Genomic DNA, 25,065 nt, shown 5'->3' with positions numbered 1-25,065 from the left:
GATATCATTATGCGCAATTCGGAGCACGTCTTCTATAGAACAATCTGCGCTTTCGTTGCATGATTTTGCTCTTTTCTCGTTACGGCTGCAGCAAGCTATGGTATACTAATCTTCAAAAGAACCTTAAGGCGGGTGGCTGCATGGATGCTGTGAAGAAGATCGAGCCTTTCGAAGGTAAGCGCTTCCCATTGAGGATGACGGAAGTCGTAAGCTGCTCTCATCTGGTCAGACCGCATTGGCACGAGCACCTTGAATTCATTCATCTTGTCGATGGTGAAGCTCAGCTGCATATTGACAACCGAACGTTTGTCATCTGCGCACCGGCCATTATTTTTGTTAACAGCTGCAAAATACATTCGATGCACTCCTTGCATGGGACAAGCAGTACGATCCACGGCATGATATTCGACATGTCTTTATTGGCAAGCTCTTTCGACCTATCCGAGACGCAGCATGTATATTCCCGTTTCCTTCATTCCGCTCCGATCCTGGAGCCTTTCGTGCCCTCACATCCGCTTTGGAACGAGCTTCACGCCCATTTTGTTTCCGCATTCAGCGAATACACGAATCAAGATATCGGCAGCGAGCACCTTATTATATCTTCCCTGTTCCGGATAATGATTCCTCTTCTACGAAGCTTTCAGCAAGAACAGTGCCTATCCAAAGACGTAAGCAAGCATTCCGCTCAATATCTGCGTTTGAAGCCGGCTCTCGACTACATAGAGTCCAACTATGCTGAAAAAATATATACCGACACCCTAGGGTCCCTTGTGAATATGAGCCCCTTCCATTTCACGCGTTTTTTCAAAAAGGTCACGGGTGTAACTCCGACGAACTACATCAATCGATACAGGGTCGATATGGCTAAGCGTCTGCTGATCCAGCAAGACTTGTCGATTACGCAAATTGCAGATTTAACCGGGTTTTGTAATGTCAATTATTTTGATAAGGTGTTTAAGGAAATGAATGGCTTTACTCCGCTTGAGCTTAGAAAGCAATTCACCGACAGCTAAACGGTCCGCCAAGGTCAGGAGAGAGACTGGGACCGCTGCTTTTAGCTCTCTCACGTCCTCATCGATTCATCAGGCTGGTAAAAGTGAACCCAGCTCAGCTTCTTCGCGCCTTGAACAACCAGCTCCGTCATCTGGTTCCAAGTCTCTTCCTTCCATCGCGTTAGTGGAATGGAAATGCTCATTGCGGCAATCATTTCTTGATTGGCATTGACTATGGGAGCAGCTGCGCAGCGAACGCCTTGAACCGCTTCCCCGTTGCTGAATGAAACGCCGGTTCGACGAATTTCATCCAGCTGCTTCTTCAGCACATCCCACTCGGAAATGGTTGTATCGGTAAGAAGCCCCAGCTCCTCCTCCTCCTGATACAGCTCTGCCAATTTTTCGTCGCTCAATGAGCTTAAGAACAGCTTCCCCATAGCCGTTGTATGTAGCGGAAGCTGCATCCCTAAGTGGGATACGAAGCGTACCGGGTGCGTGCTTTGTCTCTCCGCAATGTACAATATATTTCGCCCGCTCCGGATCGACAAATACACCGCTTCATTCACTTCTGCAACGATTTGTTGAGCGACATACTGGAACTCGGCAGTCAAGTTGGTATGCTGGGCATATTTCGCTCCGATCTGAAAAATTTTGTAGCCAAGGCGAAACATTTTGCCATGCTCATCCTTCTCCAAATAGCCTCTGTGAACCAGATTTTGCAGTATTTTGAACAAGCTGCTTGTCGGAAGCTCCAATCGACGGGAAATGTCCATTAAGCTTAGCTCCCTGACATCGGCTTCGGCAAACAATTCAAAGATGTCCAGAACACGATCGGCCGATTTGACCGTTGGATTCGTTTTGTCCGTTGTCATCCCTTTTCCTTCCTTTATACAAATAGTAAAGTACCGAACCTTTCGGCTGCATGGAACGAAGGATTATAAGTCGGAGACCAGGCAGAGTAGTGTCTTACTCCCGAAACCTCCTGATCAATCCGGTAAAAGTTGATCCTCCAGCTATCCCCTTCTGCAGGTACGGAAGCAAATTGATCCAAGGGCATCACGATCTGATAGTGAAAGGCTCCATTATCGTCCCGGGTCACCGAAGTCTGCAAGCCCTCCATGTCCCACGAAGTATCCACCTCTAACCGTCCGCCTGGTTTCGTGAAGTTATGGTTAGTCACGATGGCATCGAATATGACATTGTTCGGACTGAGCTCGATTTCCATATATCGGGTTCCATTTCCCGTTTCGTCTATGAAAATTTCCACGACATCCTGCTCGTAAAGCGGTTCATCCCTCTCGGTATAAGAAGAAATCACGAAATCGTCTTGACATTCGAATCGAAAATACAAGGCGATGCTATCCCGGCAGCACTGTACGACAGTACGGAGAGCCGCTCGTTCTCCTGTCGGGGAGTCTGCCAGCTCCACCTTCGGCAATGACTCCCAATTAGCAGAATCCAGTCCTGATTGTACCCGCTCGCAGCGGTATGTATAGCTTGATGTCGTCATGTCAGTATCATCCTTATCGTTTTGTTTATCCTTTGGGTAAAATGGCGATAGCGTCAATCTCTACCAATATATCATAATTTAAATCGCAGTATACGGCTGTCCTTGCCGGAAATGGATAAGAGAAATAAGTTCTGTACACCTGATTGAATTCATCGTAGAGCGCTCTTTCTTTCAAATATACGTTCACTTTGACTATATCCTGCAGCGAAGCGCCCGCCTCTTGCAAAATACGCTCAATGTTAGCCAGCGTCTGTATTGTTTGCGCTTGTAAATCCGGACCCACCACCCGGCCGGTATCAGGGTCCAACCCTCCTTGACCGGAAACGAATAGGAAGCCTCCCGCCGCTATGGCGGAAGAAAACGGCATTGTACTTGCCTCTTGCGTCGCAACAGGTTGTTTACTTTGATGCATCTGGAGTCACTCCTTCATTTTATCTTGTTTCCATTATCTTGTTTCCACAAAGCCCAGCAGCGCCCCGGAATATCCGTGCGGAAGCTTTCAATCGCTCCCGTATCGGCAACGGTAACATAGCATGTGCATCCATCAGCGCCTCCGAATGTGACGTTCGTGCATAATTTGCCGGTCAAGGCAACCTCCCTGACCAATAGGCCATCCGGAGACAGAACGGCAATCGTTCCCTTTCCATACCTGGTGACGTAAAGATTTCCGGTCATATCACAGCGCATCCCGTCTAAGCCATAATCGGCAAACTCGTAGAACAGCCGCTTGTTGCTTATTTCATCCCGTTCAGACAAATCGTACTTCCATATCCTCCGTTGAACCGTTTCGTTCACATACAATGTCCGCTCGTCACTGCTCACTTCAATGCCGTTCGTCGTTCCCATCCCGGCTTCAAGCAGCACACACCGGCCATTCCGGTCGATTCTCCACAGCTGCCCGTCTCCCTGCTTCCAATTCGGGTCGCTTGCAAACCAGGTTTCCTTCCACGTTACAGCCAGGTCATTCGGTTGATTCATCGTAGGTTCATGGACGAATACCGATACTTCCTTCGTGGTCATATCCGCTTTCAGAATACGGTGACCCGTATAATCGGCTATATACATAGTGCCGGACCTGCTGAAGCGAATGGCATTCCCGGTAGCCCCTTCCGGCAGCTGGAGGAACAGGCTTCCCTCTCCGTCCGGTGTGACTTTGCCGATCGTATGCTTGGTTGAGAAGTTCACGGCATACAGATTTCCCATTGCATCACAGGCTGGACCTTCAATACCGGTTGTGAACATGTGAGGAGCCGTTAATCTGCTGCTGACAAAGAACAAGCTCGTTCACCTCTTTTCCCGCACGTCAAACGTTATTGCCCTATTCGCTTCATAACCTTCTCCACGGCAACGAGCGTCTCTTTCACTTCGTCCTCGCCGTGAGCCGTGGATACATACCAAAGCCCGTTGGGTCGAACCAGAATTCCCTCTTTCAGCATTTCTTCGGCGAATCGAGCATACAAACCGGTATCGCGCTGATTGAACGTATCGAAGTCCGCGACTTCCGGCCGATCAATAAACATGAGGTGGAACACGGGACCCAGCTGGTTAATAACCGCCGGGATTCCTTGTCGTTTGAAGAGCGAGCGCATTTCCTTGGCCAGCAAGCTTGCAGTATTCTCCATGTGAACAAATGCCTGCCCATTTCCCTTCGCCAGCTCCTCGATGACTGCGATACCAGCGGCCGTAGACAGACCGTTTCCGTTTAAAGTCCCGAGATGCATAACCTTACCACTTGCAATAAGACGCATAATGTCTTGTTTGCCGGCAACGGCACTTAATGGAATCCCGCCCCCCAAAGCCTTACCGATAGTCACCAGATCCGGCGTAATGCCGAATCGTCCGTGAGCGCCGCCTAATCCTAACCGGAAGCCGGTTATGACTTCATCCCATATCAGCACAATGCCGAACCGGGCCGTCAGCTCCCTCATTCGCTCCATATACCCCGTCCTCGGCGCAATGCAGCCGGAATTGCACATCACTGGCTCGGTGATGACCGCTGCAATTTCATGATGATGCTTCGTTAACGTTTCCTCCAGCGCAATGGGATCGTTCCACGGGATGAGAAGGATGTCTTGCAAGCTATTCCTGCTTTGACCTCCGGTTCCAGGTGCAATGTCCGTATTGTCGTCTCCCAAGCCCCCTGAAGCGATAAAATCCGGACTTGGAAATGAAGTGAAAATCGCATCCGACCAGCCATGATAATGACCGCTGAATCGGACGATTTTGGATTTGCCTGTATAAGCGCGTGCCAGACGAAGCGCCAGCATCACCGCTTCCGTGCCCGATCCGCTGAAAGCAACCTGGTCCGCACATGGCAGTACTTCCGTAAGCCGCCGTGCGAGCTCAATCTCTCCTTCATGCTGCATGCCGTACGTGCTCCCCCGCTGCAGAGCTTGGTTCATACGTTCATTGAACGCAGGATGGGCATGCCCTAGGATTAACGGTCCATAGGCCAGCATATAATCGATATACTCATTCTGATCGACATCACGAAGTCTAGCTCCATAAGCCTGCTGGACATAAAGGGGAGTCGGCTTCATCGATGCTCGAAGACTGCTTGCCACTCCCCCCGCCAAATAAGTCTCGGCTTCCTGTAATTTTGCTGCAGATTGTTCGTATCGTGTCACTGGGCATGCTCCTTTTCTAAGGACATGAATGGATGGATCGGTAGATGCAAATTTCGATAAACAAGATGATCGAGCGAGACGGTGCAGCATCCGGGCGTATCCACCGGAATGACTTGTTTGGCGACCGGTCCGTACGCACTAATCCATGCGATAGCGGATTTTACTACAATGATGTGAAAGGATGCCGGGTCCAATCCGAGGGACGCCGCATGACCGATATCCCAAGGCGGAACTCGCTGTTCCGTCAAAATGATCGTTACTTCCCCTGCTTCGATGACAGCTGTCGTGCCCATATTGGCTGCCTGCCCCTTCATGTATGGCCCTCGATGCGTGTACCGGCCGTCGGAAAGCAGCCGTACCCTTCCCTCGACAGGAACGGGTTCTCCATGAAGACGATCGCTTTTCCCGCCGACCTTGCATTTCATCCTAGCTCCTACGCCGACTCGGACCGCAGCCGCAACCGCTTCAGGATCCCGAAGCATAATGAGACTTGGTTTGGGGAACTTCAGCAGCGCGGGCAGTATATGCGTGCCGTCCGCCGGAGCTCCTCCTCCGACATTATCGGATCCCTCAACCAGAATGACAGGCCCTTCCTTGGCATCTAGTGCTTCCTTCATCGCCTGTTCCAACGAGAGCTGCTTCGTCACAAATTCATCACGGAGTGACCATGCAAGCTGAGCCAGACTATCGGCATAGCTTATTGCCAATTGTTCATTCCGATTGGTTGTCACAACAAAGGCCATCCCTGCACAAGGGACGTCGCTATACGGAAACCCGCCGCATACGGTTACATTGAGCACTTCAGGATCGTTTTCGATCTCAAAGGCCGTCTCCATGATCCTCTTCATGACGCCTTCTGTAGTGATCATCGTTTGCGGAACAACCAGCATGTTCGGCCGTGCGATAGCGATGGTCGGATGAATCTCTCCTCGAATGTGACATATCAGCAGATCGACCGCTTCCATTCCGCGTTCATAAGCATCGATATGAGGATAGGTATCGTATCCTACCAGCAGGTTGCATAATTCGGGCATTTGCGCTCCCAAATTGGCATGCAGATCTACCGTCACCGCGACGGGCATTTCCCGGCCGACAACAGAACGGATAGTCTCCAGCAAGGCCACTTCCATATCGGAGTGCTGCTCGGATACCATCGCTCCATGCAGGATGACAACCAATCCATCGAGCCCTGTCTTTACAGAGGCTGCTATCTGTTCCATCAGGCGCTGTGCCGCCTCTGCCGACACGATTCCGCTTGGAGTTGCCGACGCATAAATCCCGGGCTCAAGCAGAACGCTCCGTTGATCCGCAGCCTCGATAACGCCTCCCATGGTTGTGCGGGTATGCCGGAATGCTTCCAGAAAAGCCTCTTTCCCTACGGTGAAACCATCGAGAAAGTCCTCCCATTGCGTTAATCCAGGTGCGAATGTATTCGTTTCATGATAGACGCCTACTACACCAATGCGCAGCTGAGCTGACAAGAGTACGGGTCACCTGCCTTGTTCCATATATTGGGTTTGAGAGATTATGGAAACAGTGTAGCACGAGTCAATATTTTATATCAAGAAAATAATTTTACATTTAGAAATTTTTATTGTGGTCCAGGCAAAAAAAAGCGCCTGACTTGTTGTCAGAACGCTTTTCACTATGCTGCCGCCCGGCTTCCTTTCGTTCCGTACCGGCTGCGAGCACTTGTTGAGTTTTCCGCACCTAGATCGGTCACTATCGTTCAGCCAGGATTTTAATATCCTTGCTGTATAAAATGGATTTCTCATACCCTTTAGTAACCGTATGAATCATCGCTATCCCTAGCTCTTTTAACGTTATCACCCCTTGCGGAACAAGAAGCTTCACAATCGGATACAGCCAGGACAGAGCATAATAATACCCGTGAGTATGCTTCAATCCTTTTGTCGGATGGATGTAACCCGGCCGGAACATATAAGTTTTTTTGAACGGCAGCTGCAGCAGCTCGTTCTCCGTCTTTCCTTTCACCCTTGCCCACATGCTTCTCCCCTTCTCCGAGCTGTCGGTCCCGCTCCCGGAAACATAACAAAATACCATGCCGGGATTCAGCTTGCATAACATGCCTGCTGCATGCAGGGTCAGCTCATAGGTCATCCGGTAATATTCTTCTTCTTTCATCCCAACAGAAGAAACACCGAGGCAAAAATAACAGGCATCGTGGCCTGCCAGCTGCGATTCGATCGGGGATAAATCGAAAAAATCGGCATGGATAATCTCCCTCAATTTGCCATGGACGATTCCGCACGGCTTACGGTTTATAACTAACACTTGTTCAATATCCGGATGCATCAAGCATTCATGCACCACGCCCTCCCCTACCATTCCCGTAGCTCCGGTGACTATCACTTTGGTCTTGCCGCCTGAGTCCCCGTTTCTCGCTTGCGTAATGTCCATACATGCCCTCCATCTTCGGATTTACCGTAAGAAGACCGCCCGGTTACCCGAGCAGTCCTCTGCTTATCTTAGCTATGTACTTTCTTCATCTGTCCAGCTCTCTGCTTTGTATAGGAAAGAGGCTGCGCACTCTTCCGTCCCTTAACCATATGCCGCCCCAAGCCAATATGGCGATATAAACCGGAAACAACACATGAGTAAACAACGGTGCATCCATACGTACGTGCGTAGCAATGACTCCGCCGAAATAGCCGGTTAGCAGCAGAGCTCCTAAGAACGATGTACGAGGGATCGCATACAAAATAGTCGATATAAGCCCCAAAATTCCAATAACCGCAATATGATGCTCCGCAAATCCAAGTACCAACGTACCTTCTACTACCGGTGCCGGTTTGACCAGCTTCATGATACTATCAAACAGCATAAACAAAATGACAATTCCGCTCATGATACGTGACGTCCAGAGAGTTCCTTTGGAAATGTTAGCTTTCATCGATTAGCCACCTTTTCGTGAATTTGGTTGATTTCATCTTAACACATACAAAGGAGCCGAATTTCTTTCAGATTGCTTTTTTCGCAAATAGTGCGCTGTCCATCTAAATGAAATCTTACTATACGCCTAACAATTGCAATCCCAGCTTTACGCTGATATGATCACGCTGCTCCGTCAAGTAGTGAGCATAATATGCAGTGACCGGCGCCTTGTATTCACATGGCAGCTCGACCAGCTCCTCCTTATCCAAGTAGGGCTGTGCCACGGACCGCGGTAAAAACCCGAACCCCGCCCCCTTTAAGAGCATCGTAAGCAGGATCATGGAATGATCCGTTTGTAAGGGCGGAACATATCCCGCGCCAACCATTTGGGCAAACCATTCCTGGAACGCCGCCCCCCATTCAATATGACAATACTCCGGGGAATAAAAATCGGCCCTGCTGACGATCGAACCTCTTGGCTTGGCCGAAACAAGAACATATTCATCCTCAAACAGACATTGTGCCGAGACTTTCGGGTGGGACGGAGCGTCATTGCGAATCGCAACATGAACCAGGCCATCCAGCAAAAGATCTCTAATCATATAGCTTGAATCAATATAGCTTAGAAACTTGACCGCTACCTTCGGACGGTTCCTCCGGAACGAGAGGATTTGCTCCAAATAACGAAAATGCCAGACAGCTCCCGGTCCGCTCAAAATGATATAGTGCTCCAGCTCCTCCGATAACGTCACTTTGCTTTCTTCAAACAGCCTCAGCATCCTCTCTGCGTATGGAAGAAACGCTGTTCCAGCCGGAGTCAAGCTTACATTCCGGTTGTCGCGAAGCAGCAAAACCTTGCCTATCTCACTCTCCAGCCCTTTAATTCTGGCAGTTACAGCGGATTGGGAAATATGCAAATGCTCCGAGGCTTTTGTAAAATTACGGTACTTGCACACGGCCAAATAAGCTTCCAAATGAGATAAATCCACTTTGCACACCTCAATGATTCGATTTATTAATTATTAGCATTTGTAAAATTCGTTATACAAATAGTACATTTTTCGATACGATTTCACTATAGCGGAAAAATTGTGATTATTAACAACCCAGCTGGAGGAGATGAAAAAATGTCAGACAATCTCTCAATAAAACAAATCCATTCCATTAGCCCTCACAGAAACGAGCTTACAGAGCTTCTGATCGAGGTGGTACAAGATGGGGCTTCGATCGGGTTTCTGCCTCCGTTATCAGTCGCGGATGCAGAGCATTACTGGGATCACGTAGTAAATCCTGATGTCGTACTATTTGTCGCAGCGATAAATCAACGGGTCGTTGGGAGCGTTCAGCTTCATCTGTGTACGAAACCGAACGGAACTCATCGGGCCGAAATCGCCAAATTGATGACCCGCCCTTCGTTTCGCCGCAACGGTATCGGTCGATTGCTTATGCAGGCCGCTGAGGAGCGGGGCAAGCAGGAGAACAGGTCGCTGCTGGTTCTGGATACAAGAGAGGGGGATCCTTCCAATCGCCTGTATACATCGCTAGGATATGAACAAGCCGGCCGAATCCCTTGTTATGCACAATCTGCTGACGGCAGCCTCGATGCAACGGTTATCTATTATAAAATCATATGATAATGTTCATATAAACCTGGGCACCTCTAAGCGCAAAAAATCCGGGTCATCCACTTCATGTGAATGTCCGGATCTCCAATCCTGCTACGCTTCCATCGTTGATTCGGTATATGCATCGCTCATCGTCGATACAAGCCTGCGGTATACATCTCCTTTGGCCATCAATTCGTAATGCGTCCCTTGCTCGACCACTTTGCCGGACTGAATGACCATTATCAGATCGGCGTTGCGGATTGTCGACAGCCTGTGGGCGATGATTAACGTCGTCTTCCCTGCTCGCAGCTCATCGAGATTTTTTTGCAGCTTCTGCTCCGTTTCCATATCCAGCGCCGATGTCGCTTCGTCCAAAATGAGAATTTCCGGGTCGCCCATAACCGCTCTGGCTATGGCTACCCGCTGCCTCTGGCCGCCGGATAACGTATAACCGCGTTCACCGACTATCGTATCGTACCCCTGATCCAGCGACATGATAAAATCGTGAATTTGCGCAGCGCGGCAAGCCTCGATCATTTGACTCTCGGTAATCCCTTCCCGCCCAAGCAGCAAATTGTTGCGGACCGTATCCGGCAGCATAAACGGCTCCTGGAATACGACGGCCACTTTGCCCATCCAATCAGCCATTTGTATATCGGAGAGCGGAATGCCGTTGACGCGGATCGAACCGCCGCTAGGCTCGAAGAACCTTAACAAAAGCTGGGTAACGGTAGATTTGCCGCCTCCGCTGGAACCGACAATGGCAATTTTCTCCCCGAAAGGAAACGCTAAATTCATCTTGTCCAGAATGATCCGGTCCGTTCCCGGATAGCTGAAGGTGACCTCATCGAATTCCAGGCTGCGAATCTTGGACTGCATCGGCACGGTGCCGTCATTCATTTTCTCTTGATCGAAAATCCCTTTGACGCGGTCGACAAAGGCCAGCTTTCCGGACATGTTCATAACAAAATCGAATACTGTCTGAAAATTGGTAAATAACTGGTTCGAATATTGATATACGATGACGAACAACCCGATCGAGACATCTCCTTTGATTACCGAATAACCGCCGAAGATGAGCACGCTCATCCTTCCGATCCATTGGACGCTGTTGCTCAAGAGAAGCTGGGTATTCGACAGCTTGCCGTTCTGCATGACCTTATCGAAGAAAAGATTAAAGGAGCCGCGGAACAGCTTCTCTTCCCACGTCATCCGGTTATAGGCGATAACTTCCCGCGTCGAGGAGATGCCTTCCTCAATTTTGGTAAGCAAATCGCCGCGCTTCTCCTGCATTTCCTTTGTTTGCTGCCTCATGATCGGGGCGTAATAGCGGCCGATTCCGATATACAATGCGCTGAACACAGCAACAATAGCCAGTACAATCGGGCTGTTCCAGCCGATGATGATCATGAGAAGCGCCGTACCCGCAACCTGTTGAAGGCCACGGGGCAATTCTTCGGCGACGAATGTAGATACGTTCTGCAGGTCGCTTGTAAAATACTGCACCCATTTGGCCGTCCTGCTGTCTTGAATCGAGCTGACCGGGGTCCGCTGGATGACAGACATCAAGCTGCTGCCGATTTGTTTATGAAGCACAAGCCCGTTCATTCTTGTCAAATATCTGCCCCACCATGTCAGCACATAAGAGGATGTATAGGTAAAAGTGAAGTACAGCAGCACCCAGCTCAGCTTGTCGTAATGCTTGCCGACGAGTACATCGTCGATCAAAAACTTTTGCGAGCCCTGCGCCATAATTTGCGCGGACTGCGAGAGGACCAGCACCAGCATGCTGAGCAGAATGCCCCAGCGCGCCTTGACCGCATAGCCCCATATCCATCGGATTGTCTCCATCTGCCTATTCCTTCCTTCTATCCGTGAGCGATACGGTCCGTTTCCAATTCATACAGCCAGCCGCGGCCTGCAATGAGCTCGTCATAGCTGCCGACCTCCGCCACCTTTCCGTCCTTCAATACAACGATCCGGTCATAATCGCGAACGGTAGATAGACGATGGGCAACCGTTATGGTCGTACGTCCATTCATTAGATGCTCAAGAGCGTTCAGCACCTCGCGTTCGCTGACGTTGTCGAGTGCGGAGGTAGCCTCATCCAGCAGGACGATACGCGGATTTTTGATGAACATCCGTGCTATTGCGATGCGCTGGCGCTGCCCCCCTGACAGCTTCACGCCGCGTTCCCCAACATTGGTATCGTATCCGTTCGGCAGCGCCGTAATGAAGTCGTGCGCGTTCGCCGCTTTGGCTGCTTCATGCACCTCGGCTTCCGTAGCTTCGGGATTGCCGAAGCGGATATTTTCCATAATGGTCGTACCGAACAGGTACGTCTCCTGAAACACAATGCCGATCCCATCCCTCAGCTGATCCAGCGACATCTCCTTCAGCGGTACGCCGTCGAGACGTATTTCTCCCGCGTTGGGGTCATAAAACCGGTCTATCAGCTTTAACAATGTAGACTTGCCGTTGCCGCTGGTGCCGACAAAAGCAACTCGTTCACCCGCTTGAATCTCCAGCGTAAAGTTGGTCAAAATCTGCCGGTCGTTATAGCCGAACCGGACACCGCGGAAGCTGACATTTCCGTGAATGCGCGGCAATACTTTGGGCTGCGCAGCCTCCTTCACATCCGGCTCGAGACCCATGAAATCCTTCAGCTTCTCCCCTTGGTGCAGCAGCAAGCTTTGATCCATAAAAATAGAGACCAGCTGCGACGATTGACGGCTCAGCATTTGGTAATACATTGTGAACGCAACGAACTCGCCGACGGTCAGCGAGCCTATCCGGTTCAAGTACGCTCCGTACACGAACATGACCATCATCCCGGCAAACGAAGACAGCTGACGGGCCAGTGCCCGCAGTCCGCGGTACACAAACTGCATCTTCTGGCTCTCGTTGTAGCTCTCGTGCTTTTGCTGAAACCGTTCGAGGTCCCACGATTCGCTCCGGTACGCCCGCATTTCCGTTATGCCGGTAATGCTCTCGTAGATTTTACGGTTCCAATCCGTTCTGCGGTCTCTGGCGATTTTGCCCCAAAAGGACGTTTTTTTCGTCAGAAACGGCCCGACCAAGTAATACAGCAAAAAACAGGGCAGCGTGGCGAGCGTAAGCGCCGCATTCATGTGCAGCACGAAGCCTAAAGCAACGAACAGCAGCAGCGCATTATTGATGAGACTTGGAAAATGCCGCTGGTAAATGCTCTGCACCGCCTGCACATCGCTGTTCAGCAGCGACAGCGTCTCTCCTACCGCGTGGCTCTCGTAATACGAGAAGCTGAGCCGGCGCAGCTGCTTGATACAGTCGAATTGGAGATCGCGCGAAGCTTTCTCCCGAATGAGCCGCGACAGCAGGTTGTTGGCAGCCATTGCGGCGAACATACATAATAGGATCAGCACCAGACCGCCTATAATCAGCTTGAATTTCTCAGCGTTGCCTGCCATGACAATATCGTCAATGATGTGCTGCAGTACCCGGAAAATACTCATTTGTGAAAGCGATATCAACAATCCGCACACAATAAACAGAAGCATTTGCCATTTGTACGGCTTGAGATAAGTCAGGAGCCACATATAAATTTTAAAATAATACATTCCGTTTTTATCCGGGTCCCGTTCAAATTCCATTCTTCGCATTCGTGCTCTCGGCACTTGTTCCAAGCAGCTCATCCCTTCCGTATTTACGTAAGCAAGATTATCCATCAAATATCAGAATATCACAGTAAGGATCGCCGTTGAAATGGATGATGTTATTTCAATACATGGATTAAATTGCCATGTCGAAAACCGCCTAGTTCCCGAACTCGGCATTTCGGGCTCGCGCACAGACACTCCGTTTGTGCAAATCATATAGATTCAATCGCCTTATAATCTGCTTCCTTTTTGCATATTGAATAAAGAACGTGCGTTCGCATATAATAAGTGTTGAGGTGATTCCCATGAACGCAACCGAGAAAGAAATGAATTTGATCAGCGACTACATCCTGCTGCCCATCGTCATATCGATTGTGAACAAGAACCGGCTGGAGATGGAGACATCCACCGCAATGCTGAGAAACTTGTACGCTTCGGCGGCCGAAATCGTGATGAACCGGATGCGTGAGGACTTGAATGCCGTCAGGCTGCAGCTTAAAGAGCTTAACATTTGCGTGATCGATTCCGTAGAAACCCGGGATCACGACAGCGTGCATTATCCGTATCTATTGCGCGGGCAGAGCGGGCGATTTACAATAAGAAAAGAAGCGGTGAAAGCGGAGGTCGGCCGACGGCTAAGCCGTTACATCACCGAAGTGATCAAACCGGAGGTTGTTGTCCATGATTGAAAAGTACATTTTAAGAGACGAGCCGGATAAAACGATGTTCGTCTTCGCCAAGAATGGCAAATACTACGGCCACATTGTGAAGAACAAGACGGAGAAAGCACCGGCCAAATTCGTCTTTGAAACGGAGTCGTATGAATCCGTCGAGGCGCTTAAGGCAGCCTATCCGCAGCAGGAATAGTCTGCCCCTGCTGCTTGGGGATGCGGGCATAATTACTTCAACTCACCGGCACCAGCCTCGCTTGAAATTCGTCTACGTAGCGCTAAATCTCTTCATTACGCTTCACAATAATCCGCTTCTCTTCATACTTATCGGTAATTTCCATAAGTGTGCGAATCGCTTGCTTATCGTAACCATGATTCCATTCGAAGAGGATTTGATAATGGACCCCCTCTACAATCCAGCTGTTTCCGGCTAGTGTTTCCTGCAGTATGGCGTCCCGAACCTCCCTTGATAAAGGGTTATTTATGTCTATTTCTAATATACATAGAAACGACCGAATTCCTGCTTACTTAACTTTTCCGGACAAATTTGGGGCCGGCGAGCAAGATTTCACTATAAACAAAATTTCCATCTTGCAAACGATTACATTTCACATTATACTCATTTCATTAGCTGTAGGTCAACTTAGATTGCATCTCGGTACGTCACCTCCGCTATTTTCAGGCTATCAGCTGATTAAGAAACCTATTCGACAGGAGATCGGCGTCTATAAATGAAATCGATTTCAGTCTATATGGAGGTGATGACGACCCCCTGCCATTTTGCATACAGCCATTGTAAGCACTATCCTTCCCTTGCTTTGAATCGTATCGAAGCTTTTAACCATGGTTCATATTTAAAAGGAGGTCGTATTCGTTGTATACAAAAAAACTCATAGTATTGACCGCACTGCTTGCCGTTGTCTTGTCAGGCTGCAGCCGGACAGCACCCGCCAACAATCCCGAAGCCGAGGCTCAAGCCCCTGTCAATACCGAGCCCGCCGAGCTCGTCGTGTACTATCCGTTCCCACAGGACTGGGACCAGGACAAATTCACCAAAACCTTCAGCGAGCCCCTCACCAAAAAGCATCCTCATCTTACGGTAAAATACATAGTCGGAGGCTCCAAAGGCACCTCGATTCCTGAGCTTATTACAGCGGGACAACAAATTGACATCGTAGCGTCTTCCATAGGCGTAACTCCCGCCAATCTTCTCGATGCCGGACTGCAATACGATATTACACCGCTCATAAAAAAGTTCAAATATGATCTTGCCAAGATCGATCCCTCCATGGTCGATTTGGCCAAACAGATGGCCGACGGAGGCCTGTACGGACTCCCTGTTCTCGTCCCTCCCGCCACTATTTATTACAACAAAGATTTGTTCGACCGGTTCGGAATTCCTTATCCTAGCAACAGCATGACATGGGACGATCTCATTGATCTGAACAAAAAGCTGACCCGCCAGGACAACGGAACGCAATACTTTGGATTCGGCACCTCCTACAACCATTATTTGCTGTTAAATCAATGGTCCATCCCGCTGGTGGACAAGAAAACGAAAACGGCCACATTTACTTCCGACGACAGATGGAAACCGTTCGCCGACAACTTCCTTCGTCTGTACAGCCCATCTGCTTATGCCTCGCTGCAAGGAAATCAAATGTCGGAGCCGTACGAACGCAACCAATTTTTCAAAGATCGCACCTTTGCGATGTTCCTGGCCCATACAGCGCTGGAGCCGGCTGAACGGCTAGAGGGGATGAATTGGGATCTCGCACCCTACCCTGTATTCAAAGATAAACCCGAGCTTGGCCCTCAAGCGTACCCGACCTACTTCTATATAACGACTACATCCGAGCATAAGGATCAAGCCTTCCAGGCGCTCACCTTCTGGACCTCGGACGAGTTTCAGCAGGACAATGCCAAGAAAGGCTACTTTGTCCCGATCTCCAGCAATCCGGAAGTCATGAAGGCTTTCGGTCAAGAGAATCCGCTCTATAAAGGTAAAAACGTGATGGCACTTCGGCCGAAAAAATACGCCCCCGCCGGGGATGTAACCAAATATGACAACGCCGCCAGCCGTGTGCCGGACTTGAAGAGCGTCATCCAAGGCAAAAAAGATATCAATACGGTGCTGCGCGAAGCGACCGAATCGGTGAACAAAACGATTGAGCAGCAGGAGGCCGCCAGCAAGTAATGCTAAGCGATTTCAGGCTGGTACGCTTGGTGTATCAGCTTGAAATCGATTTCGTAATAGAGTATATTTTTAACAACGATAAAAGTGCCTATTAACTACGGATAAGGTTGATGAAGATGGATATTAAAATCGTCGATGTAGCGGCTAAAGCGGGAGTCTCCTCCGCGACCGTCTCGCGTGTGCTCAATAACAGCAGCAGCGTTACGGCAGCGACCAAAGAAAAAGTCATGAAGATCATTCACGAGCTCGGCTACCAGCCGAATGCCGCAGCCAAAAATTTGCGTTCCCAGAAAACGATGGCCATCGGAGTCATCGTACCCGAAATAAACAACTCCTACTACGCCGAAGTTATCAAAGGGATTGAGAATAAGGCTTACGCCATGAAATATAAGGTCATTATTTGCGATACGGGCAACAACAAGGAGAAAGAGCTGGAATTTATCAATCTGCTCATGGATAAAACGGTCGACAGCATGATTCTCGTCACCCCGCTCCAATCCGACGAAGAAATTTGCCGTCTTGCCGATCTGAACTATTCTGTCGGTATCGTCGGCCGGTACATTGAGCACCCTACCATCCCCTGCGTGTTCACGGATAATGTGAAATTTTCGAGAGATGTCGTCAATCATCTGGTCGAACAGGGTCATCGGGAGATCGCCTTTTTGAGCGGTTATGCGGATGCGATCGACAGCTATGACCGGCTCGAGGGCTATTTGAAGGCGCTTCGGGAGCACCATATCCCTTTTCGTCCGGAATGGGTCGAGAACGGCAATTTTAGCGAACAGGGCGGCTACAAAGCAATGAAACGGCTCTTCGAGAAAAAGGTTCCGTTCACCGCCATCTATTCCGCCAACGACGAAATGGCTCTCGGCGTGTATCAAGCCTGCGCAGAGCTCGGCATTCAAATCCCTGAGCAGCTCGCTATTGTCGGAGTCGACAACAATCGCGTCAGCCGCTATATTACTCCGAAGCTAAGCACCGTAGCCCAGCCGAAATTCAAGATGGGCAGCATCCTTGTCGAGAAAATCATCCATCAGCTGGAGCATACGGAAATCACCCCTGACCGAGTTGTCGTGCTTGACTCCGAACTTATAATCCGCGATTCTTCCTCAGCGGCACGAAAGTAAATACTTCCTCATAAAAAAACAAACAGCACATTGTGCTGTTTGTTTTTTGCGTTATGAAATCCGCATCAGCTTCTACGCCCGGTCAGCAGCAGCATGATGAACGAGATAACAATGATCGATCCCGTCCAAGCCCATGCCATGGCAGTATCACCTGCATCCACAGCAACGTAAATGGCGGTGGGGATCGTTTGGGTTTTGCCCGGAATATTCCCCGCAATCATCAGTGTCGCTCCGAATTCGCCAAGTCCGCGGGCAAAGCCCAGAATATAAGCGGAAACGAGCGAGCGGTACGTCAATGGAAGCGTTATATATAAGAACACCTGCCATTCGCTTGCTCCGATCGAGCGGCTTGCCGCCTCCAAATCTTTATCTACGGAGGAGAAGCCCACTTTCATCGTCTGGTAAACAAGCGGAAAGGCAACGACGATGGAAGCGATGACGGCAGACCACCAGGAAAAGATGACAGGAGCTGCAAACAGCCATTCGATGAATTGCCCGAACCAGCTCTTACGGCCAAGGATAACCAGCAGTAAAAAGCCGATGACCGTCGGGGGAAGCACAAGCGGCAGCATGAACGCCGTTTCCAGAAGCGTCTTTCCTTTAAACGATCGCCGTGACATCCACCAGGCTGCAGCTATTCCGAGCAGTACGACCACCACGCTGGATAACAAGGCGACTTGCACCGACAGCCGGATCGGCGTCCAAAATTGCTGCCAATCTATTGATGCCGCAATCATTGAATAACGGAAAAGCCGTACTTAACGAAGATATCCAGCGATTGCTTGGCTTGCAAATAGTTGTAGAAGGCTTCCGCTTCTTTACTATGCTTCGTTGCCTTAACTATTCCGATAGGATATTCCACCGCGGTATAGGTTTTCGGATCGACGGCGAAGGCGACTTTGACCTTTTGCGACGTCATCGCGTCGGTTTTATACACAAAGCCAGCTTCCGCATTGCCTGTTTCTACGTATTGCAGCACTTGTCTGACATCCTTCGCTTGAACCATCTTGGATTGCAGCGTTTCCCACAGCTTCGCGTTGGTTAGCGCTTCTTTCGCATAGCTTCCGGCAGGAACGCTTTCCGGAATCCCGATCGCTACATGCTTCACATCCGCTTTGCTTAGATCCGATACGTTCGCTACGGCGGTCTTCCCATCGGCATTGACTACAGCCACGAGCTCGTTTGTCAGCAATTTTTTCTGCTGCTTGGCATCGATCAGCTGCTTCTCGACAAGCGTACTCATGTTCTTGGCAGCCGCCGAGAGGAATAGGTCCGCCGGCGCCCCCTGCTCGATTTGCTGCTGCAGCGCCCCGGAAGCACCGAAGTTAAAGTTCAATTTAATAGACGGATTTTTCGTCTCAAAATCCTTTTGAATTTCTTTAAGCGCATCTGTCATACTTGCTGCGGCCGAGATGGTCAGTTCTACCGTTTCAGCCGGTTTCTGAGCCGCTGCATTGGTACTCGGTGCTTGTGCCCCAGTTCCGCCGTCCGCTGCCGGTTTGGTTCCCGATCCGCACCCAGTAACTACTAGTGTCATGGCTAGCAATGCAGACAAAATCATATTACTTTTACTCATTCGAAGCATGATTACCCCTCCACCATTCTATTTAATACTATTTAGATATAAATAAGAATCATTATACATAGTTTTCATGGCTAGAGTAACCCTGTCCATAAACTTTTCATGACAAATTATGTTACAATGAAGCATAACGAACAACATGTAACAAGGAGGCATCCGATGGCCAGCGATATGTCCTATACGACCGAAGAAATCGCCAAGCTGCTGAAAATATCCAAGCTGACTGTCTATGACCTGATCAAAAAAGGCGAGCTGCCCTCCTATCGGGTCGGCAAGCAGATGCGGGTTGACGCTGCAGACCTGGAAGCCTACAAGCAGCGCGCCAAAACAGCGGCGATTGCCGAGCGCCCCGCTCCGGCCGGTCATTCCTTCCATTCCGCTGCACCCGCAGCCTTCAACGGACCGCGCAGTATCGTCATAACTGGCCACGACATCGGGCTGGATATATTGGCTAAGCATATGGAGAAGCATATCCCCGGCATCCGTCCGCTGCGTTCATTCGTCGGCTCTATGGACAGCCTGATTTCCATGTACCGCGGAGAATCCGACATTGTCAGCACGCATTTGCTCGATGGGGATACCGGTGACTACAATATTCCTTACATTCGGCGGATTCTCGTCGGATCTTCCTATATCGTCGTCAACCTGCTTTCCCGAAATGCGGGGATGTATGTCAAACAGGGCAACCCGTTCAATCTCGAGCACTGGTCCGACTTAAGCCGTCCTGGACTTCGCTTCGTCAATCGGGAGAAAGGCTCCGGCGCCCGTGTACTGCTCGATGAGCAGCTGCGGCTTCACCGGATCAAGCCTGATCAGCTGATCGGCTACGAGAATGAACAAACGAATCATCTCGGTGTCGCTTCCAAAGTATCGTCCGGCGAAGCGGATGTCGGCATCGGTATTGAGAAAGCGGCTGCGCTTGTGGGACAAGTCGATTTTATCCCATTAATCCAGGAGCGTTACGATCTCGTCATCCTGAAGAATGAGCACACTCAAACTTGGCTGCCCTCCCTGCTGCACATCACGCGGTCCGAGGAGTTTAAGAAGGAGCTGCTGACCATCCCCGGGTACGATCTGTCACTCACAGGAGAAATCCTGTATGAAACTTGAAATTTGAACACCAAGCGGTAACGAATGAAGATGTTATGAATCTGCACTAAATCATTCTTCATTTTCATGTAACATAATATAACATATGATAAAAAAGGCCCCCTTTCCGATGAAGGAGGCCTTCTCCGCGTGCCGCTGCTTACGAATTGTTTGCCTTTCGTTCGATCCTCCTACCGCTCCTCCGGATCGTGAAATTCAAGCAGCCCAGCACGTTTTAATTCGTCCCGATGGATTTCTGACAGCTCCTCCAAGACTTCCATACCGCTATCGGTCAGGCCGATATAAATGCTTCGCTTATCCGACTGGTTAGGAAACCGCCAGACCAAGCCCAGCTCCTCGCAGCGTTGAATCAGCTCCACGCAGGCATGAGGGGAAATTTGCAGCCGCTCGGCCAGCTCTTTGGGAGTGGCATAATTCCTCTCGGGAAACCCCATAATGGAGAGCATAAGCTGGTGATACTGCGGAGTCAGCCCCTTGCTTCTGGCCGCTTCCTCGCTGAAGCGAATAAATTTGCGGATCCGGTATCGAAATAGAGCAAGCTGCTCGTAGACATGCTTCGGCAATCGTTCTTCGTTCATAGCCGGCTCCTTTGGTAGTCCCTTTTCTTTACAGTGTATTGCATTTCAGACAGGAGAACAATGAAAATCAGAAAAACTAACGATAATTATATGTTATATTAAGTTACATAAATCACAGTTTTTCATATATTAATCAAAATTTATCATCATTAATGTCATAATACATGACATTAGATATTGACTTTGATCGTACTGCGATATATATTGTGCATATCCCTCTGTAATAATTTCTAACTTGACATATTGCTTTGCCCTAAGATTGATTAAGCAAGAGGTTGGTGAATTGCATGACATCCACAAAAATTAAGAGTGTATGTCCCTACTGCGGCGTCGGCTGCGGTATTGTTATGGAAGTGTCCGGAAACCGTGTAGTAAAAGTGACGGGCGATAAAGAGCACCCGGCCAATTTTGGCAGGCTGTGCACGAAAGGAAATACATGCGCCCAACCGATCAACGATTCAGGCCGGATGGAGTATGCTTATCAACGTCCGCAGCGAGGAGCCGATCCGGTCCCGCTCGTCATGGACAACGCGATACATGAAACCGCACAACGGCTTCGGTCCATTCTCGATAAGCACGGACCTGACGCCCTCTCCTTCTATGTGTCGGGGCAAATGTCACTGGAAGCGCAGTACTTGATCAATAAGCTGGCCAAGGGCTATGTCCGCACCAGCCATATCGAATCCAATTCCCGTTTGTGTATGGCCAGCGCAGGAAGCGGCTATAAGCTTTCGTTAGGTGCTGACGGTCCACCCGGTTCTTATCAGGATATGGATCGGACCGATCTGTTTTTCGTCATCGGAGCCAATATGGCGGATTGCCATCCCATTTTGTTCCTGCGGGTCATGGATCGGATCAAAGCCGGGGCCAAGCTGATCGTTGTCGATCCGAGACGCAACACAACGGCAGATAAAGCGCATCTATATATGCAAATCAAGCCGGGTACCGATCTGGCGCTTCTTAACGGTCTTCTCCATTTGCTTGTCAAAAACGGTCATACGGATCCCTCCTTCATTGCCGAATTCACTTCAGGCTGGGAAGCGATGCCGGATTTTCTTGAGGACTACTCTCCTGACAAAGTTTCTGAGATCACCGGGATTCCCGAAGCCCAGATTCGATTGGCAGCTGAGTGGATCGGCGAGTCGCCCGAATGGATGACCTGTTGGACGATGGGCCTCAATCAGAGCACGCACGGCACTTGGCATACGAACGCCATATGCAATCTGCACTTGGCTACCGGAGCGATATGCCGTCCTGGAAGCGGCCCCTTCTCCTTAACAGGCCAGCCTAACGCCATGGGAGGCCGGGAGATGGGCTACATGGGCCCGGGCTTACCCGGACAGCGTTCCACGCTTGTCGAAGCCGACCGGCTTTTCATAGAAGATATGTGGGGCCTGCCCAAAGGAACTCTAAGGACGGAAGCAGGTACAGGTACCCTATCCATGTTCCAGAGCATGCAAGCCGGCGACATCAAAGCATGCTGGATTATTTGCACCAACCCCGTCGCCTCCGTGTCTAACCGTGACAACGTCATTGCCGGGTTGCAGGCAGCCGAGCTCGTCATCACTCAAGATGCTTATTTCGATACGGAAACCAACCGGTACGCGGACATCATGCTTCCCGGCGCACTGTGGTCAGAAGCCGAAGGAGTAATGATCAATTCCGAACGAAATATGACCCTGATGCAAAAAGCGGTTGATCCGCCGGGTGAAGCATTGGCTGACTGGCAGATTATTGCCCGCGTTGCCTGTGAGATGGGCTATGCCGAAGCCTTTACGTATCAGACTGCCGCCGAGGTATTTGAAGAAATCCGACAGGCTTGGAATCCCAAGACCGGCTACGACCTTCGCGGCGCTTCCTATGAGCGGTTGAAAGAAGCTCCTCTCCAGTGGCCTTGTGCACCGGAAACTAGCGGTGACCGCAATCCTATCCGTTATTTGAATAACGGAGGAAGCCAACAGCTGCTGGAGCATGCCGACGGCAGCCGTCCGCGCATCGTTTTCCCGACGGAAAGCGGAAAAGGTGTCTTCTGGGCGAGGCCGTATTTACCTCCTGCCGAGATGCCGGATTCTGAGTACCCGTTCGTCCTCAATACCGGACGGCTGCAGCATCAATGGCACACCATGACGAAGACCGGGAAAATCGCGACGTTAAACAAGCTGAATCCCGGCCCGTTCATCGAAATTCATCCCGAAGACGCAGCAGCTCTCGGAATTAACGAGCGAGATTCGGTCAAAGTAGCATCCCGCCGCGGATCGGCGGTACTCCCTGCGGTCATCACCGATCGAGTCCTTCCCGGCAGCTGCTTCGCCCCGTTTCACTGGAACGATGTATTCGGCGAACAGCTTGCCATTAACGCGGTTACAAGCGACGCCATCGACCCGATATCGTTTCAGCCTGAATTTAAGTTTAGTGCCGTATCGCTCATTCGTACCGCCGATACACCCGTGCCTGAGAAGACGGAGGTTCCCGCCGATAACCTCTCTGTCCACCCGGATGCAGAGGATGCAAGCTCAATAAATAAGGAGGAAGTCTACATGGCCAAAGTCGATACGATTGCCAATATGCTCGGTATTGAACCATCGCCCGTCATGACATTAGACCGTCACGAGAAGCTATATCTTTCCGGATTTATTACCAGCCTGCGTACGGAAGAATCAAAATCGGCTTCCGGGGTCCCTGTACTTCCGGTCACCGCTCCGCTTGAATCATCCAAGAGATTTTGGCTTGACGGCATGCTCGCAGGGTTGTTCTCCCGCACTCATACTCCTGCCGCAGAAGCTCTCGCAGCACAGGCAGCTGTTACTACGCCACAAGCAACGATGGAGTCCGTAACGGTAGCGCCGAACGCGGTCTCGTCTACGGCCGCGCAGGAGCTAAGCACCGGTAAGCCGCGTATTACCATTGTTTGGGCGTCCCAAACGGGCAATGCGGAAGGTGCAGCTATCGACTGTGCTAGACGTTTGCAGGACTCCGGCTATGACGTTCATCTGGTCAATATGAATACCGCTTCCCTAGCGTTATTAGCTTCGGAGCGTCATGTGTTGTTCATCACAAGCACCTTCGGAGCAGGTGATCCGCCTGATAATGGCGCAGCCTTCTGGCAGGCTTTGCAGGAGGAACAAGCCGCTCGTTTACCTGAGCTTCGGTATGCTGTGCTGGGACTCGGCGACTCCAGCTACGACTTGTTTTGCGGTTTCGGCCGCAATCTCGACGCCCGTCTGGAACAGCTCGGCGCCACACGGCTATCCCATCGTGTGGACTGCGATACCGAATTTCAACAATCGTATGAAGCGTGGGTTCATGCCATTGACAAGGCACTGGATGAAAGTGTGAACGGGACCGTATCGAAACCAGCCGTCACCTACGACCGCAAAAACCCGCTGCACACCCGACTGACAACCAATCGGCTTCTGAACAAAGACGGCTCTGAGAAAGAAACCCGCCAGTATGTTTTCGATTTGAAAAACACCGGACTGCAGTATGAAGCCGGAGATGCTCTCGGTGTCTGGCCGACCAACAGTCCGCAGCTCGTCGATCAAATGCTCGAAGCCCTTAAGCTGGAGCCGACCGTTCTCGTAAAAGTAAAAGATCGTGAAATCGCGCTAGGCGAAGCGCTGCTTCAGCATTTCGAAATAGCCCGTATCACCCCGGGCATGCTGAAGTTCGTCCAAGAGCACTCCAAGAGCGAGCAGCTGAAGACCCTGCTGCTGCCCGAAAACAAATCGGAGCTAAAGCAATGGTTATGGGGGCGGCAGCTCATCGATCTGCTGCAGCAATTCCCGGTGACGGTCAGTGCGGACGATTTTACCGGGGCTCTCAAGCCGTTGCAGCCAAGACTGTACTCGATTTCCTCCAGCTCCAAAGTCAATCCCGACGAGGTTCATATTACGGTTTCTACCGTACGCTATTCATGCAACGGGAACGCAAGGAACGGGGTTTGCTCCGTCTTTCTCGCCGACCGGGTTGCATCCGATACCAAGGTGCCGATCTTTATTCAAAAGGTCGAGCACTTCCGAACTCCAGCCGATCCGGATACTCCGATGATTATGGTCGGCGCCGGAACGGGAATCGGTCCTTTTCGGGCGTTTCTGCAAGAGCGGCGAGCCGTCGGCGCCAAAGGACATAATTGGCTCATCTTCGGCGAACAGCGCTCCGAATTCGATTTTTATTTCAAGGAGGAGCTGGAAGGCTTACAAAATGACGGTGTGTTGCACCGTTTGGATACCGCATTTTCCCGGGATCAATCCGAGAAAATCTATGTCCAGCATCGCATGCTGGAGCACGGATCACAGCTGTGGGCTTGGCTTTCAGCCGGAGCGCACTTTTATGTTTGCGGCGACGCCGAGCATATGGCCAAAGACGTGGATGCCGCTTTAAAGCAAATTATCCGGCAGCATGGCGGTATGAGTGAATCCGAGGCGAATGCTTATGTGAAAGAAATGATCGGCTCCCATAGATACTCCAAGGATGTCTATTGATAGTTCTTCGGTCTATCGGCGAAACGCAAAAAGCCCTCCGTTCCCATTGG

The 25,065-nt window shown here is 50.4% G+C and carries 22 protein-coding genes; 8 read left to right on the top strand and 14 right to left on the bottom strand.

Annotated features, from left to right (window positions below):
- The first annotated feature begins 140 nt into the window (after positions 1-140).
- Entirely contained in the window at positions 141-1,013 is an 873-nt protein-coding gene (locus tag ACFQ88_RS02690; RefSeq protein ID WP_239634892.1) for a helix-turn-helix domain-containing protein, read from the top strand.
- A 50-nt stretch (positions 1,014-1,063) separates the two neighbouring features.
- Here ACFQ88_RS02690 and ACFQ88_RS02685 read toward each other — a convergent pair whose 3' ends face one another.
- The 9 genes from ACFQ88_RS02685 to ACFQ88_RS02645 all read right to left on the bottom strand — a co-directional run bounded on the left by ACFQ88_RS02685 (position 1,064) and on the right by ACFQ88_RS02645 (position 9,013).
- Complete coding sequence (locus ACFQ88_RS02685) at positions 1,064-1,864, bottom strand: IclR family transcriptional regulator (protein WP_239634891.1); 801 nt, start codon at positions 1,862-1,864, stop codon at positions 1,064-1,066.
- Between the two features lie 14 nt (positions 1,865-1,878).
- Entirely contained in the window at positions 1,879-2,502 is a 624-nt protein-coding gene (locus tag ACFQ88_RS02680; protein ID WP_239634890.1) for a carbohydrate-binding family 9-like protein, read from the bottom strand.
- Between the two features lie 25 nt (positions 2,503-2,527).
- Entirely contained in the window at positions 2,528-2,914 is a 387-nt protein-coding gene (locus ACFQ88_RS02675) for a RidA family protein (RefSeq protein ID WP_379451564.1), read from the bottom strand.
- Between the two features lie 14 nt (positions 2,915-2,928).
- Entirely contained in the window at positions 2,929-3,744 is an 816-nt protein-coding gene (locus ACFQ88_RS02670; protein ID WP_379453545.1) for an SMP-30/gluconolactonase/LRE family protein, read from the bottom strand.
- Between the two features lie 68 nt (positions 3,745-3,812).
- Complete coding sequence (locus ACFQ88_RS02665) at positions 3,813-5,129, bottom strand: aspartate aminotransferase family protein (RefSeq protein WP_379451562.1); 1,317 nt, start codon at positions 5,127-5,129, stop codon at positions 3,813-3,815.
- Positions 5,126-6,610, bottom strand: a complete 1,485-nt coding sequence (locus ACFQ88_RS02660; protein WP_379451560.1) for a M81 family metallopeptidase — start codon at positions 6,608-6,610, stop codon at positions 5,126-5,128. Before ACFQ88_RS02660 ends, ACFQ88_RS02665 begins: the two co-directional genes overlap by 4 nt.
- A 241-nt stretch (positions 6,611-6,851) precedes the next feature.
- Positions 6,852-7,550, bottom strand: a complete 699-nt coding sequence (locus ACFQ88_RS02655) for an NAD-dependent epimerase/dehydratase family protein (protein WP_379451558.1) — start codon at positions 7,548-7,550, stop codon at positions 6,852-6,854.
- Positions 7,551-7,635: 85 nt separating this feature from the next.
- Complete coding sequence (locus ACFQ88_RS02650) at positions 7,636-8,043, bottom strand: DoxX family protein (protein ID WP_239634885.1); 408 nt, start codon at positions 8,041-8,043, stop codon at positions 7,636-7,638.
- A 118-nt stretch (positions 8,044-8,161) separates the two neighbouring features.
- Entirely contained in the window at positions 8,162-9,013 is an 852-nt protein-coding gene (locus ACFQ88_RS02645) for a LysR family transcriptional regulator (RefSeq protein ID WP_379451556.1), read from the bottom strand.
- 138 nt (positions 9,014-9,151) lie between these two features.
- Here ACFQ88_RS02645 and ACFQ88_RS02640 point away from each other — a divergent pair, with 138 nt between their 5' ends.
- On the top strand, positions 9,152-9,658 hold the full coding sequence (locus tag ACFQ88_RS02640; protein ID WP_379451554.1) for a GNAT family N-acetyltransferase: 507 nt from the start codon (positions 9,152-9,154) through the stop codon (positions 9,656-9,658).
- A gap of 84 nt (positions 9,659-9,742) precedes the next feature.
- On the opposite strand, the gene ACFQ88_RS02635 is transcribed toward ACFQ88_RS02640, so the two are convergent.
- A complete protein-coding gene (locus tag ACFQ88_RS02635) occupies positions 9,743-11,482 on the bottom strand; it encodes an ABC transporter ATP-binding protein (RefSeq protein ID WP_239634882.1) in 1,740 nt (579 codons plus the stop codon).
- 17 nt (positions 11,483-11,499) lie between these two features.
- Positions 11,500-13,287, bottom strand: a complete 1,788-nt coding sequence (locus tag ACFQ88_RS02630; protein WP_239635396.1) for an ABC transporter ATP-binding protein — start codon at positions 13,285-13,287, stop codon at positions 11,500-11,502.
- Positions 13,288-13,574: 287 nt separating this feature from the next.
- On the opposite strand from ACFQ88_RS02630, the gene ACFQ88_RS02625 reads away from it, so the two are divergent.
- The 4 genes from ACFQ88_RS02625 (at position 13,575) to ACFQ88_RS02610 (ending at position 17,264) form a co-directional block, all read left to right on the top strand.
- A complete protein-coding gene (locus ACFQ88_RS02625; RefSeq protein ID WP_239634881.1) occupies positions 13,575-13,958 on the top strand; it encodes a YhjD family protein in 384 nt (127 codons plus the stop codon).
- The gene (locus ACFQ88_RS02620) at positions 13,951-14,136 is read left to right on the top strand and encodes a hypothetical protein (RefSeq protein ID WP_239634880.1); all 186 of its coding nucleotides are present in this window, start codon (positions 13,951-13,953) and stop codon (positions 14,134-14,136) included. Before ACFQ88_RS02625 ends, ACFQ88_RS02620 begins: the two co-directional genes overlap by 8 nt.
- 678 nt (positions 14,137-14,814) lie before the next feature.
- Complete coding sequence (locus ACFQ88_RS02615) at positions 14,815-16,137, top strand: ABC transporter substrate-binding protein (protein WP_379451550.1); 1,323 nt, start codon at positions 14,815-14,817, stop codon at positions 16,135-16,137.
- A 116-nt stretch (positions 16,138-16,253) separates the two neighbouring features.
- Positions 16,254-17,264, top strand: a complete 1,011-nt coding sequence (locus ACFQ88_RS02610; protein ID WP_379451548.1) for a LacI family DNA-binding transcriptional regulator — start codon at positions 16,254-16,256, stop codon at positions 17,262-17,264.
- A gap of 65 nt (positions 17,265-17,329) precedes the next feature.
- Here ACFQ88_RS02610 and modB read toward each other — a convergent pair whose 3' ends face one another.
- Entirely contained in the window at positions 17,330-18,001 is a 672-nt protein-coding gene (gene modB / locus ACFQ88_RS02605) for a molybdate ABC transporter permease subunit (RefSeq protein ID WP_379451546.1), read from the bottom strand.
- On the bottom strand, positions 17,998-18,849 hold the full coding sequence (gene modA, locus ACFQ88_RS02600; protein ID WP_379451544.1) for a molybdate ABC transporter substrate-binding protein: 852 nt from the start codon (positions 18,847-18,849) through the stop codon (positions 17,998-18,000). The genes modB and modA overlap by 4 nt, the downstream gene beginning before the upstream one ends.
- A 156-nt stretch (positions 18,850-19,005) precedes the next feature.
- On the opposite strand from modA, the gene ACFQ88_RS02595 reads away from it, so the two are divergent.
- Positions 19,006-19,956, top strand: a complete 951-nt coding sequence (locus ACFQ88_RS02595; protein ID WP_379451542.1) for a substrate-binding domain-containing protein — start codon at positions 19,006-19,008, stop codon at positions 19,954-19,956.
- Between the two features lie 170 nt (positions 19,957-20,126).
- Here ACFQ88_RS02595 and ACFQ88_RS02590 read toward each other — a convergent pair whose 3' ends face one another.
- The gene (locus ACFQ88_RS02590; protein WP_239634874.1) at positions 20,127-20,534 is read right to left on the bottom strand and encodes a MarR family winged helix-turn-helix transcriptional regulator; all 408 of its coding nucleotides are present in this window, start codon (positions 20,532-20,534) and stop codon (positions 20,127-20,129) included.
- A gap of 287 nt (positions 20,535-20,821) precedes the next feature.
- Here ACFQ88_RS02590 and ACFQ88_RS02585 point away from each other — a divergent pair, with 287 nt between their 5' ends.
- A complete protein-coding gene (locus ACFQ88_RS02585; RefSeq protein ID WP_379451539.1) occupies positions 20,822-25,015 on the top strand; it encodes a sulfite reductase subunit alpha in 4,194 nt (1,397 codons plus the stop codon).
- Positions 25,016-25,065 lie beyond the last annotated feature (50 nt).

The sequence above is a fragment of the Paenibacillus sp. NPDC056579 genome (assembly GCF_042793215.1).
GTDB lineage: Bacteria > Bacillota > Bacilli > Paenibacillales > NBRC-103111 > Paenibacillus_S.
The sequence above is the reverse complement of the archived record's forward strand: the minus strand, read 5'-3'. Positions and strand labels throughout refer to the sequence as shown.

Excerpts from the sequence above, each read along its gene's own strand:
- ACFQ88_RS02690 (WP_239634892.1), top strand. The coding sequence starts at position 141 with ATGGATGCTGTGAAGAAGATCGAGCCTTTCGAAGGTAAGCGCTTCCCA.
- ACFQ88_RS02625 (WP_239634881.1), top strand. The coding sequence starts at position 13,575 with ATGAACGCAACCGAGAAAGAAATGAATTTGATCAGCGACTACATCCTG.
- ACFQ88_RS02670 (WP_379453545.1), bottom strand. The coding sequence starts at position 3,744 with ATGTTCACAACCGGTATTGAAGGTCCAGCCTGTGATGCAATGGGAAAT.
- ACFQ88_RS02680 (WP_239634890.1), bottom strand. The coding sequence starts at position 2,502 with ATGACGACATCAAGCTATACATACCGCTGCGAGCGGGTACAATCAGGA.
- ACFQ88_RS02640 (WP_379451554.1), top strand. The coding sequence starts at position 9,152 with ATGTCAGACAATCTCTCAATAAAACAAATCCATTCCATTAGCCCTCAC.
- modB (WP_379451546.1), bottom strand. The coding sequence starts at position 18,001 with ATGATTGCGGCATCAATAGATTGGCAGCAATTTTGGACGCCGATCCGG.
- ACFQ88_RS02590 (WP_239634874.1), bottom strand. The coding sequence starts at position 20,534 with ATGAACGAAGAACGATTGCCGAAGCATGTCTACGAGCAGCTTGCTCTA.
- ACFQ88_RS02610 (WP_379451548.1), top strand. The coding sequence starts at position 16,254 with ATGGATATTAAAATCGTCGATGTAGCGGCTAAAGCGGGAGTCTCCTCC.
- ACFQ88_RS02650 (WP_239634885.1), bottom strand. The coding sequence starts at position 8,043 with ATGAAAGCTAACATTTCCAAAGGAACTCTCTGGACGTCACGTATCATG.
- ACFQ88_RS02585 (WP_379451539.1), top strand. The coding sequence starts at position 20,822 with ATGACATCCACAAAAATTAAGAGTGTATGTCCCTACTGCGGCGTCGGC.
- ACFQ88_RS02685 (WP_239634891.1), bottom strand. The coding sequence starts at position 1,864 with ATGACAACGGACAAAACGAATCCAACGGTCAAATCGGCCGATCGTGTT.
- ACFQ88_RS02675 (WP_379451564.1), bottom strand. The coding sequence starts at position 2,914 with ATGCATCAAAGTAAACAACCTGTTGCGACGCAAGAGGCAAGTACAATG.
- ACFQ88_RS02595 (WP_379451542.1), top strand. The coding sequence starts at position 19,006 with ATGGCCAGCGATATGTCCTATACGACCGAAGAAATCGCCAAGCTGCTG.
- ACFQ88_RS02635 (WP_239634882.1), bottom strand. The coding sequence starts at position 11,482 with ATGGAGACAATCCGATGGATATGGGGCTATGCGGTCAAGGCGCGCTGG.
- ACFQ88_RS02655 (WP_379451558.1), bottom strand. The coding sequence starts at position 7,550 with ATGGACATTACGCAAGCGAGAAACGGGGACTCAGGCGGCAAGACCAAA.
- modA (WP_379451544.1), bottom strand. The coding sequence starts at position 18,849 with ATGCTTCGAATGAGTAAAAGTAATATGATTTTGTCTGCATTGCTAGCC.
- ACFQ88_RS02620 (WP_239634880.1), top strand. The coding sequence starts at position 13,951 with ATGATTGAAAAGTACATTTTAAGAGACGAGCCGGATAAAACGATGTTC.